The organism is Terrabacter sp. P5_B1, from assembly GCF_056400505.1.
Genome location: NZ_JBFULD010000133.1, coordinates 1 through 10,588 on the forward strand (window position 1 = coordinate 1; position 10,588 = coordinate 10,588).

Consider the following 10,588-nt stretch of genomic DNA (forward strand, 5'->3'; position numbering starts at 1 on the left):
GCGGTCAGGCGGCCATACGTGGCCTTTCGACGGCTGCGAGGCGGCCAAACGTGGCCTTTCGACGGTTGGGGTCAGGCGGGGGTGGTGCCGCGCTCGATCTCGGCGATGACGTCGGCGTCCTCGTCGTCCTCGTGGTCGAAGCTGACCTCGGAGTCGTACTCCCCGGTGACGAGGTAGACGACGCGGCGGGCCACGGAGACGGCGTGGTCGGCGAAGCGCTCGTAGTACCGGCCGACGAGGGTCAGGTCGAGGATCGAGCTGCGCGACCACGACGTGTTCTCGTCGAGGAGTGCTGCGAAGAGCTCGCGGTGGAGGTCGTCCATCGCGTCGTCGTCCTTCTCGAGCGCGATGGCGGCGGCGACGTCCTTGCTCGCGATGATCGACCCGCACTTGGCGACGATCGCCTCTGCGACCTGGCCCATCTGCAGGATGTGGGAGCGCAGCTCCGGCGGCACCGCGGACTCGGGCGTGCGCAGCCGGGCGACCTTGGCGACGTGCCGGGCGAGGTCGCCCATCCGTTCGAGGTCCGAGCTCATGTGCATCGCCGTGACGACGATGCGCAGGTCGGTCGCGACGGGCTGCTGGCGCGCGAGCAGGTCGATCGACAGCTCGTCGAGCTCGATGCGGATGTCGTCGAGCTTGCGGTCGGCCTCGATGACGGACTCTGCGAGATGGACGTCGGCGTCGAGCAGGGCGGTCGTGGCGCGGGAGATGGCCGATCCTGCGAGCCGGGTCAGCTCGACGAGCTGGTCCGAGATCGTGTCGAGGTCCTCGTGGAACTGGTCGCGCATGGTCTTCCTGTCAGTTGCCGGTCGTGCGTCGTCGTACGTGCTCGTGCCGCTGCGTCGTGCAGCCTCGCCGCGTGCCGTCCGCTTCGCGGGCCGGTGGCACGAGGGCCAGCCTGCCACTCCGCGACGCGCGCGGAACGGCATACGAGCGGGGTGTCACGTCCCCGCTGATGCAGAGGCTCGCAGGGCTTCGTGAATGCGTGGGTACGCCGAGGTGAACAGTGGGTTCGCGCTCCGCAGGAGCGGAGCGCACCTGGTCAGGGCTGCGCGGCCGGATGCGTACGCTGAGTGTCGTGGACCCGACAACCGCGGCAACGCTCGGTGGCATCGCCGGCCTCGCCCTCGGCGGCCTGGCGATGGTGGCCGTACGGCTGTCGGACCGCTCGACGGCGGCGGAGCAGGCCGTCGCCAGCGATCCGCCGCTGCCCCCCGGCGTCGGCGAGGTCATCGCGGTCCTGCGCTCGAGCGGCATCCTCGTAGACTCCTCGGACCGGGTCGTCAACAACTCGCCGGCCGCCGTGGCGCAGGGGCTCGTGCGGGGTCAGGAGCTCGTGCACCCGGAGCTGCTCCACCTGGCCCGCGCCGTGCGTCGCGACGGCATCATCCGCGAGGCCGAGCTGACCCTGCAGAAAGGACTCGGGGACGGGCGCCTCGTCGTCGCCGCCCGCGTCGCCCCACTCGGCGCCGACCACGTGCTCCTCCTCGTCGAGGACCGGTCCAAGGCGGCACGCGTCGAGGAGATCCGGCGGGACTTCCTCGCCAACGTCAGCCACGAGCTCAAGACCCCGGTCGGCGGCATCTCGCTGCTCGCCGAGGCCGTGCTGCACGCGCACGACGACCCCGAGGCGGTCGTCCGCTTCGCCAGGCGGATCGGTGTCGAGTCCGACCGCCTGACCCGGCTCGTCAAGGAGATCGTCGAGCTCTCGCGGCTCCAGGGGGCCGACGTCATCAAGGACCCCACCCTCATCGACGTCGGGGCGTGCGCCCGTGACGCGGCCGACCGTAGCCGGCTGATCGCCGACGAGCACCGCATCGAGCTCGTCACGGCCATCGACGAGGACTGCGAGGTGTGGGGCGACGCGGAGCTCGTGACCACCGCGATCAGCAACCTCGTCGGCAACGCGATCGCCTACTCCGACAGCGGCACCCGCGTCGGCCTCATGGTGCGGCGCGGCCGCGCCGGCGTGATTGACGTCTCGGTCACCGACCAGGGGCTCGGCATCGCGCCCGACGAGCAGCAGCGGATCTTCGAGCGCTTCTACCGCGTCGACACGGCGCGCTCGCGGGCGACCGGCGGCACGGGACTCGGGCTCGCGATCGTCAAGCACGTGGCCGACAACCACGGTGGCAACGTGTCGGTCTGGTCAGAGCCCGGACGCGGGTCGACCTTCACCATCGAGCTGCCGGCGGCCCACGCCTCGGGCGCCATCGAGCCCGCCGAGCCCGCCGAGCCCGCCGAGCCCGCCGAGCCCGCCGAGCCCGCCGAGGCCAGCGCGCCCGCTGACCCTGTCGAACCGACCACGTATGCCGCCCTGCCGCACGACACCGGCGCGGCCCCGTCCGTGAGCGCCTGAGCCCGCCTGACTCCACCTGAGCAACCCGCCAGCCCCGCGCTGGCCGACCCCGAGAGGCCCGTCTTGAGTCGCATTCTCATCGTCGAGGACGAGGTGTCGTTCTCCGACCCCCTGTCCTACCTGCTGAAGAAGGAGGGCTACGACGTCGCCGTGGCCGAGACCGGGCCGGACGGTCTGGCCGAGTTCGACAAGCACGGCGCCGACCTCGTCCTGCTCGACCTCATGCTGCCGGGTCTGTCCGGCATCGACGTGTGCCGGGCCCTGCGTCAGCGCTCCTCGGTGCCGGTCATCATGCTGACCGCCAAGGACAGCGAGATCGACAAGGTCGTCGGCCTCGAGATCGGCGCCGACGACTACGTCACCAAGCCCTACTCGAGCCGCGAGCTGCTCGCTCGCGTCAAGGCCGTGCTGCGCCGTCTCGCCGAGCCGGAGGACCTGCTCCCCTCGACGCTCGAGGCGGGACCGGTGCGGATGGACGTCGAGCGCCACACCGTCAGCGTCCAGGGCCGGTCGGTGTCCCTGCCGCTCAAGGAGTTCGAGCTGCTCGAGATGCTGCTCCGCAACTCGGGTCGCGTCCTGACCCGCATGCAGCTGATCGACCGCGTCTGGGGCAGCGACTACGTGGGCGACACCAAGACGCTCGACGTCCACGTCAAGCGCCTCCGTGCAAAGATCGAACCCGACCCGGCGAACCCGGTGCACATCGTCACCGTGCGCGGGCTCGGCTACAAGTTCGAGGCCGGCTGACGACGCTGACGACGCTGGCGACGTGGGGCCCGCCCACGGCATACGTCACCGTCGCGTCGCGGGTCAGCTGCCGGTGGGCGCCGGGGTGACCGTGGAGTAGTAGTCCTGCGGGGTCAGCACCGGAGCCTTGACGACGGCGGTGCCGCCGGTGCTCGAGGTGACGACCAGCGGCTGGAGGCCGCCGGGCTTGGTCGTGACGGCGCTCAGCTGCAGGCCCTTCGTGGCGAGGTTGACCTGCTCGTGCGGACGCAGCTGGACCTCGGAACCGGAGGGCGGGGTCGTCGCGTTGGGGTCGGGCTGCGCGGCGATCTGGACCGTCATGTCCTGCTCGCCGAGGTTGGTCGCCGAGCCGGAGACGACGACGGTGCCGGTGCCGTCGCCGACGAGCACGAGGTCACGCACAGCGAGGTGGCCCACGTCGGCCTGCACGCCGTCGGCAGGGAGGTAGGGGACGTTCGTCTGGATCGGATTGTTGACCGAGCACCCGGTCGTCGCGAGCGCGAGGGCCATGCCCGCGAGAACCGTCGCCGCTCTGCGGGTGGACGGGCGACGCGTGGGGGCCGGGGCGGGGATTCGACGGTTCACGGGCGACAGCCTACCGGCGGGCGCACCGAGGGGCCCGGGTACCCGCCGCGGCGGCGTGGACGGGTGTGTAACGCGCCCGCAGCAGGCCCGAACCAGGCCCTGACCAGGCCCTGGCAGGCCCTGTCGGCGCAGCTCCTGATGCATGCGAATGCGGGTTCTGTCAAGACGTCAACTGTCTGCTTGTGCTCCCCGACTATGGCTCTGACCTGCGATGATGCAGGTTCCTGAGATCGCGATGTGCCTTGTTTCGTGATAATCTTGAGGTCGCGAAAGGGGAAAACAGCAGATGGTTTTCAAGGTCGGCGAGACGGTCGTGTACCCCCACCACGGGGCTGCACTGATCGAAGAGATCAACACACGAACGATCAAGGGAGAGGACAAGCTCTACCTGAAGCTCAAGGTCGCCCAGGGTGACCTGACGATCGAGGTCCCCGCCGAGAACTGCGACCTCGTGGGTGTCCGCGACGTCGTGGGCCAGGAGGGTCTGGACCGGGTGTTCGAGGTCCTGCGCACCCCGCACACCGAGGAGCCGACCAACTGGTCGCGCCGCTACAAGGCGAACCTCGAGAAGCTCGCGTCGGGTGACGTCATCAAGGTCGCCGAGGTCGTTCGTGACCTGTGGCGTCGTGACCAGGACCGTGGTCTGTCGGCCGGCGAGAAGCGCATGCTCGCCAAGGCCCGCCAGATCCTCGTCTCCGAGCTCGCGCTCGCGGAGAAGACCAACGAGGAGAAGGCCGAGACCATCCTCGACGAGGTCCTTGCTTCCTGATTCGAGCGAGATCCTGAACAACGAGACCGGAGCCGGTCGCGTCGGCGTCATCGTCGTCGCGGCCGGCTCCGGTTCGCGTCTGGGGGCCGGTGTCCCCAAGGCGTTCGTGCCCCTCGCGGGGGCGCCCCTGCTGGGGCACGCCCTGCGGGGGGTTCTCTCGTGCGCCGCGGTGTCCGAGGTCGTCGTCGTGGCCCCCGCCGCCCACCGGGGTGACGCCGAGGTCGTGGCCGGTGGCGTATGCCGTGAGCTCGGGTCCACCTCGCCCGTGACCGTCGTCGTGGGCGGGGCCGAGCGGGGCGACTCCGTCGCGGCCGGGCTTGCGGTGCTCGGCGACGACGTCGACATCGTCCTCGTCCACGACGCCGCCCGGTGCCTGACGCCGGTCGCCGTCTTCGACCGGGTCGTGGCCGCAGTTGCCGCCGGCGCCGTCGCGGTCGTGCCCGGCACCGCGGTCGTCGACACGGTGAAGCAGGTCGACGAGGGCGGCTTCGTGGTGAGCACGCCCGAGCGTGCGGCCCTGCGCGCGGTGCAGACGCCCCAGGGCTTCCGGCGCGACGTGCTGGAGCGGGCGCACGCCGTCTCGAGCGAGGCGACCGACGACGCCGGTCTCGTGGAGCGTCTCGGCGAGCGGGTCCTCGTCGTCGCGGGTGACCCGCGGGCCCTCAAGGTGACCACGCCCGCCGACCTCGAAGCCGCCGCCCGCCTCCTCGGCTCCCGCTGACCGGGTGGATGTATTCGCGCGGGCTCCGGACCGCGCGAATACATCGAACCGGCAGCGCCTATTGTCGGCAGCGTGACCGACGCGACGCCCCCCGCCCAGTCCCGACCCCTCGCCCTCGTCACCGGAGGCGGTACCGGCATCGGTTCAGCCATCGCGAGGCGCCTGTCGCGTGACGGCTTCGACGTCGTCGTCGCCGGACGCCGCCGGGAGAAGCTCGACGAGGTCGTCGCCGACATCGAGAGGTGCGGCGGTTCGGCCCGCGCCCTGGTCATGGACGTCACCGACCCCGAGTCCGTGACGACCGGCGTCGGCTCGCTCGCGCGGTGCGACGTCGTCGTCAACAACGCCGGCGGCGCGCTCGGCGTGACGCGCGTCGAGGACGGGGACCCAGAGGAGTGGGAGCGGATGTACGCGACGAACGTCGTCGGCACGCTGCGGGTCACCCAGGCCGTGCTGCCGCTGCTGCGCGAGTCGGCGCGGGCGACCATCGTCGACATCAGCTCCATCGCCGGCGAGCGCGTCTACGAGGGCGGCGGTGGCTACGTCGCGGCCAAGCACGGCACGTCCGTCGTCTCCGAGACCCTCCGGCTCGAGCTCAACGGCGAGAACATCCGGGTCGTCGACATCCGGCCCGGCATGGTGCGCACCGAGGAGTTCTCCCTGACCCGCCTGCACGGCGACCAGGCGGCGGCCGACAAGGTCTACGACAACGTGGACCGGCCCCTCGTGGCCGACGACGTCGCGGAGTGCGTGGGCTTCGTCGTCGGGCTGCCGCAGCACGTCAACATCGACACCATGGTCATCAAGCCCGTGGCTCAGGCGGCCCCGCACAAGCTCCACCGCGGCCCGATCGAGTGGAAGGACGGCCGGTGACGCAGCTCCCGCGCGTCGGAGTCGGGGTGGACGTCCACGCATACGCCCCCGAGGGGTCCGAGCGCGAGCTCTGGGTCGGCGGGCTGCGGTGGCCCGGGGAGCGCGGCCTCGATGGTCACTCCGACGCGGACGTAGCCGCCCATGCGGCCTGCGACGCGATCTTCTCGGCGGCGGGGATCGGTGACCTCGGCGCGCATTTCGGCACCGCTCGGCCCGAGCTCGCCGGCGCGTCGGGCGTCACGCTGCTCGCGGAGGCGGCACGCCTCGTGCGCGAGGCGGGCTACGAGCTCGGCAACATCGCCGTTCAAGTCATAGGCAACAGGCCCAAGGTCGGCACCCGCCGCGCCGAGGCCGAGGCGGCTCTCTCCGCGGCTGCCGGTGCGCCGGTCTCGGTCAGCGGCACGACGACCGACGGGCTCGGTCTCACCGGCCGAGGCGAGGGTGTCGCGGCCGTYGCCACCGCACTGGTGCTCGGCCCTCCGTCCCGCTGACCGGCGAGCACGACCTGCTTGCTCCGGCGTCCGGGCGGGTACGCCGACAGTGGAGCGGCGACATGCCGCCCGTCGGCATGACCAGGAGGACGGCATGACTACCAGCACCATCATCTGGATCATCGTGGCCGTGATCGTCGTGATCGCCATCATCGCCTTGGTGATGTCCCGCAGCCGGGGGCGGCGCGTTGAGGCCAAGCGCGACACGGCGGCAGAGATCCGCCAGGAGGCAGCGAAGCACGACCAGGAGCTGCGGGAGCGCGAGGTGAGCGCGACCGAGGCCAAGGCCCGCTCCGAGCTGGCCCGCGCCGAGGCCGAGAAGCGGCGGCTCGAGGCCGAGCGTCTCGAGGCCGAGGCCCGCGAGCACTCCGGTGACGCCGAGGCGGTCCGTCGTGAGCGCGACGAGCGGATGCGCCAGGCCGACCTGCACGACCCCGACGTGCGCACCGACAAGGAGGGCTACCGGGTCGACGAGCACGGCAACCGTCTCGCCGAGGCGCGCGAGGGCGAGGGCTTCGGCGGTGGGCACGGCCTGACCGGGGGTGTCGACGAGGCCAGGGCGCACGACGAGACCGGCGACACCACCCGCGAGCGCTGACGCCGTCCCGGGCGGCCCGCGAAACGGCATACGTGCCCACTCGGCTCCTCGGGAGTCGAGTGGGCACCTTGCTACCAGTGGACCGGACCGTCAGGACGTTTGAAAGGATCGGACCGACCGAACCGACGAGGCCGAAGGAGCCGTCATGCCCCAGACCGTCAAGGGTGTCATCAGCCGCAGCAAGGGAGCCGACGTCGAGGTCGTCGACATCGTCGTGCCGGACCCGGGACCCGGCGAGGCCGTCGTCAAGATCGAGACGTGCGGGGTCTGCCACACCGACCTGCACTACCGCGAGGGCGGGATCAACGACGACTACCCGTTCCTACTCGGGCATGAGGCCGCCGGCTACGTCGAGGCCGTCGGCGAGGGCGTCACCGWCGTCGCGCCCGGCGACTTCGTCATCCTCAACTGGCGCGCCGTGTGCGGCCAGTGCCGGGCCTGCGCCAAAGGCACGCCGTGGTACTGCTTCAACACCCACAACGCGACGCAGAAGATGACCCTGACCGACGGCACGGAGCTGACACCCGCGCTCGGTATCGGCGCCTTCATCGAGAAGACGCTCGTCGCCGCCGGGCAGTGCACCAAGGTGCCCGAGGCCGATGCGGCAGCCGTCGGCCTGCTCGGTTGCGGCGTCATGGCCGGCTTCGGTGCGGCTGTCAACACTGGTGGCGTGGGCCGCGGCGACTCGATCGCCGTCATCGGCTGCGGCGGCGTCGGYAATGCCGCGATCGCCGGCGCCAAGGTGGCCGGTGCGACGACGATCATCGCCGTCGACGTCAGCGACGCCAAGCTCGAGCAGGCGAAGCACTTCGGCGCGACGCACACCGTCAACAGCTCGAACACCGACGCGGTCGAGGCGATCCGCGGTCTGACCGGCGGCAACGGCGCCGACGTCGTCGTCGAGGCCGTGGGTCGGCCGGAGACGTACGAGCAGGCGTTCTATGCCCGCGACCTCGCCGGGACCGTCGTCCTCGTCGGCGTCCCCACGCCCGACCAGCAGGTGACGCTGCCGATGATCGACATCTTCGGCCGGGGCGGCGCACTGAAGTCGAGCTGGTACGGCGACTGCCTCCCGAGCCGCGACTTCCCGATGCTCGTCGAGCTCTACAAGCAGGGCCGCTTCGACCTCGACGCCTTCGTCAGCGAGCGCATCGGCCTCGGCGACATCGAGGCGGCGTTCGAGAAGATGCACGCCGGCACGGTGCTGCGCTCGGTGGTCGAGCTGTGAGCGGCGCCGAGGCCGGCCACGCGGGCGACACCCCGACGTCCCCGGGCGCCGTCCGCGTCGACCACACGACGACCGAGGGCACCTTCAGCCTGGACGGCGGCACGTGGGAGGTCGAGAACAACGTCTGGGTGGTGGGTGACGACACTGAGTGCGTCGTCATCGACGCCCMGCACGACGCGGCCCCGATCCTCGAGCTCATCGGCGACCGGCGCCTGACCCACGTGCTGCTGACGCACGCGCACGACGACCACGTCACCGTCGTGCCCGAGCTGCTCGAGGCCCATCCGGAGGCGGTGGTGGCACTGCACCCCGACGACCGGGTGCTGTGGGACCAGACGCACCCCGACCTCGCACCGACGCGCGATCTCGTGGACGGTGACGTCGTGCCGGTCGGCGACGTCGAGCTCACGGTGCTGCACACGCCGGGCCACGCGCCGGGTGCCTGCTGCTTCTACGCCGCCGACCTCGGTGCCGTCTTCACCGGCGACACCCTCTTCCGGGGCGGGCCGGGGGCGACCGGCCGGTCGTACTCCGACTTCCCGACCATCGTGGAGTCGATCCGGGAGCAGCTGCTGTCGCTGCCGCCCGAGACGGTCGTCCTCACCGGCCACGGCGACTCCACCACCATCGGCGGCGAGAAGGACGACGTGGAGGAGTGGGTCCGCCGCGGTCACTGAGCCCCCTGAGCCCACTGAGCCCGCTGAGCCCGCTGAGCCCACTGAGCCCGCTGAGCAACGTGACCCCGCGGGCGGGCGTTCGGCGCTGGTCGGGCAGCATGCGCTCCGCCGATAGACTTCGGCGGGTGAGCCTACGACTGTTCGACACCGCAACCCGGGAGCTGCGCGACTTCACGCCGCGCGAGACGGGCAAGGTCGGCATGTACATCTGTGGCCTCACGACGCAGGGTGCGCCGCACATCGGCCACATCCGCTTCGCCGTCGCGTTCGACGTGCTGCGCCGCTGGCTCGAGACCGGCCATGGCTACGACGTCACGCTCGTGCGCAACGTCACCGACATCGACGACAAGGTGCTGCGCAAGGCCGCCGAGGCGGGTGAGCCGTGGTTCGCCCTGACCTACCGCAACGAGCGCCTCACGTCCCAGGCGCTCGACGCGCTGGGGGTCGAGCCGGCGACCTACGAGCCCCGCGCCACCGGGCACGTGCCCGACATGGTGTCGCTCATGGAGACGCTCGTCGAGAAGGGGCACGCGTATGCCGCCCCCGACGGCAGCGGCGACGTGTACTTCGACGTGCGGTCGTGGCCGGAGTACGGCTCGCTCACCGGCCAGTCGCTCGACGACATGGCGAACGCCGACGACGCCGACCCCCGCGGCAAGCGGGACCCCCGTGACTTCGCCCTGTGGAAGGGCCGCAAGGCCGACGAGCCCGAGAGCGCCTCGTGGCCGACGCCGTTCGGCTCGGGTCGCCCGGGCTGGCACCTCGAGTGCTCGGCGATGGCGCGTCGCTGGCTCGGCGACGAGTTCGACATCCACGGCGGCGGCATCGACCTGCGCTTCCCGCACCACGAGAACGAGCAGGCGCAGTCGCGCGCGGCCGGCCTCGGCTTCGCCCGGTACTGGCTCCACAACGCCTGGGTCACGGTCAAGGGCCAGAAGATGGGCAAGTCCCTCGGCAACGCCCTCGAGGTGGGCCACCTCCTCGAGGTGACTCGCCCGATCGTGCTGCGCTACTACCTCACGGCCGCGCACTACCGGTCGACGATCGAGTACCACCCGGGTTCCCTCGACGAGGCCGCCGGTGCGGTCGAGCGCATCGAGGGCTTCCTCGAGCGGGCGGCCCGCCGCGGCGCGATCGAGCCGGTGGCCGCGGCCGACCTGCCGGCAGCGTTCGTCGCGTCGATGGACGACGACCTCGGCGTCAGCGGCGCGCTCGCCGTCGTGCACGACACGGTGCGGGCCGGCAACAGCGCGCTCGACGAGGACGACGACGAGGCGGCCCTCGAGGCCGCCGGCGCCGTCGTCGCCATGACGGACGTGCTCGGCGTCAACCCGCTAGCGACCCACTGGGGCTCGGGCGGCAGTCGTGAGGACGCTGCCGCCGAGCTCGCGCTCGAGGCGCTCGTGCGGGCCCAGCTCGACGCGCGTCAGGTCGCGCGCCAGGAGCGCGACTTCGAGCGAGCCGACCAGATCCGCGACACCCTGACGGCCGTCGGCATCGAGATCACCGACACCCCGTCCGGGGCCCAGTGGTCCCT

At 71.6% G+C, this 10,588-nt stretch carries 12 protein-coding genes; 10 read left to right on the plus strand and 2 right to left on the minus strand.

Annotated features, from left to right (window positions below):
• Positions 1 to 71: 71 nt before the first annotated feature.
• On the minus strand, positions 72 to 791 hold the full coding sequence (phoU, locus tag AC1DP0_RS11230) for a phosphate signaling complex protein PhoU (protein WP_478084617.1): 720 nt from the start codon (positions 789 to 791) through the stop codon (positions 72 to 74).
• A 290-nt stretch (positions 792 to 1,081) separates the two neighbouring features.
• Here phoU and AC1DP0_RS11235 point away from each other — a divergent pair, with 290 nt between their 5' ends.
• Positions 1,082 to 2,362, plus strand: a complete 1,281-nt coding sequence (locus tag AC1DP0_RS11235; RefSeq protein WP_478084618.1) for a sensor histidine kinase — start codon at positions 1,082 to 1,084, stop codon at positions 2,360 to 2,362.
• A 63-nt stretch (positions 2,363 to 2,425) separates the two neighbouring features.
• Positions 2,426 to 3,109 (plus strand): response regulator, encoded by a 684-nt coding sequence (locus AC1DP0_RS11240; protein ID WP_478084619.1) that lies wholly within the window; start codon positions 2,426 to 2,428, stop codon positions 3,107 to 3,109.
• 63 nt (positions 3,110 to 3,172) lie between these two features.
• Here AC1DP0_RS11240 and AC1DP0_RS11245 read toward each other — a convergent pair whose 3' ends face one another.
• Entirely contained in the window at positions 3,173 to 3,694 is a 522-nt protein-coding gene (locus AC1DP0_RS11245) for a hypothetical protein (RefSeq protein ID WP_478084621.1), read from the minus strand.
• Between the two features lie 286 nt (positions 3,695 to 3,980).
• Between AC1DP0_RS11245 and AC1DP0_RS11250 the strand changes: the two genes are divergently transcribed.
• From AC1DP0_RS11250 to cysS, 8 genes are all read left to right on the plus strand, one after another.
• The gene (locus tag AC1DP0_RS11250) at positions 3,981 to 4,463 is read left to right on the plus strand and encodes a CarD family transcriptional regulator (RefSeq protein ID WP_142176769.1); all 483 of its coding nucleotides are present in this window, start codon (positions 3,981 to 3,983) and stop codon (positions 4,461 to 4,463) included.
• Positions 4,453 to 5,184: a 2-C-methyl-D-erythritol 4-phosphate cytidylyltransferase gene (ispD, locus tag AC1DP0_RS11255; RefSeq protein ID WP_478084623.1), complete on the plus strand. Its 732-nt coding sequence runs from the start codon at positions 4,453 to 4,455 to the stop codon at positions 5,182 to 5,184. Before AC1DP0_RS11250 ends, ispD begins: the two co-directional genes overlap by 11 nt.
• Positions 5,185 to 5,256: 72 nt before the next feature.
• Positions 5,257 to 6,057, plus strand: a complete 801-nt coding sequence (locus tag AC1DP0_RS11260) for an SDR family oxidoreductase (protein WP_478084626.1) — start codon at positions 5,257 to 5,259, stop codon at positions 6,055 to 6,057.
• Positions 6,054 to 6,548, plus strand: coding sequence for a 2-C-methyl-D-erythritol 2,4-cyclodiphosphate synthase (gene ispF / locus AC1DP0_RS11265; protein WP_478084628.1), 495 nt, complete (start codon positions 6,054 to 6,056; stop codon positions 6,546 to 6,548). The genes AC1DP0_RS11260 and ispF overlap by 4 nt, the downstream gene beginning before the upstream one ends.
• Before the next feature lie 94 nt (positions 6,549 to 6,642).
• On the plus strand, positions 6,643 to 7,146 hold the full coding sequence (locus AC1DP0_RS11270) for a hypothetical protein (protein ID WP_478084630.1): 504 nt from the start codon (positions 6,643 to 6,645) through the stop codon (positions 7,144 to 7,146).
• Between the two features lie 145 nt (positions 7,147 to 7,291).
• Positions 7,292 to 8,374 carry an S-(hydroxymethyl)mycothiol dehydrogenase gene (locus AC1DP0_RS11275; RefSeq protein WP_478084632.1) on the plus strand — a complete coding sequence of 361 codons (1,083 nt, stop codon included), beginning with the start codon at positions 7,292 to 7,294 and terminating at the stop codon, positions 8,372 to 8,374.
• The gene (locus tag AC1DP0_RS11280) at positions 8,371 to 9,051 is read left to right on the plus strand and encodes an MBL fold metallo-hydrolase (protein ID WP_478084633.1); all 681 of its coding nucleotides are present in this window, start codon (positions 8,371 to 8,373) and stop codon (positions 9,049 to 9,051) included. Before AC1DP0_RS11275 ends, AC1DP0_RS11280 begins: the two co-directional genes overlap by 4 nt.
• 125 nt (positions 9,052 to 9,176) lie before the next feature.
• A partial coding sequence (gene cysS / locus AC1DP0_RS11285) for a cysteine--tRNA ligase (protein ID WP_478084635.1) occupies positions 9,177 to 10,588 on the plus strand: 1,412 nt, incomplete at its 3' end.

Bases quoted from the DNA above. Each gene is read 5' to 3' on its own strand.
- phoU (WP_478084617.1), bottom strand. From the start codon at position 791: ATGCGCGACCAGTTCCACGAGGACCTCGACACGATCTCGGACCAGCTC.
- AC1DP0_RS11270 (WP_478084630.1), top strand. From the start codon at position 6,643: ATGACTACCAGCACCATCATCTGGATCATCGTGGCCGTGATCGTCGTG.
- AC1DP0_RS11250 (WP_142176769.1), top strand. From the start codon at position 3,981: ATGGTTTTCAAGGTCGGCGAGACGGTCGTGTACCCCCACCACGGGGCT.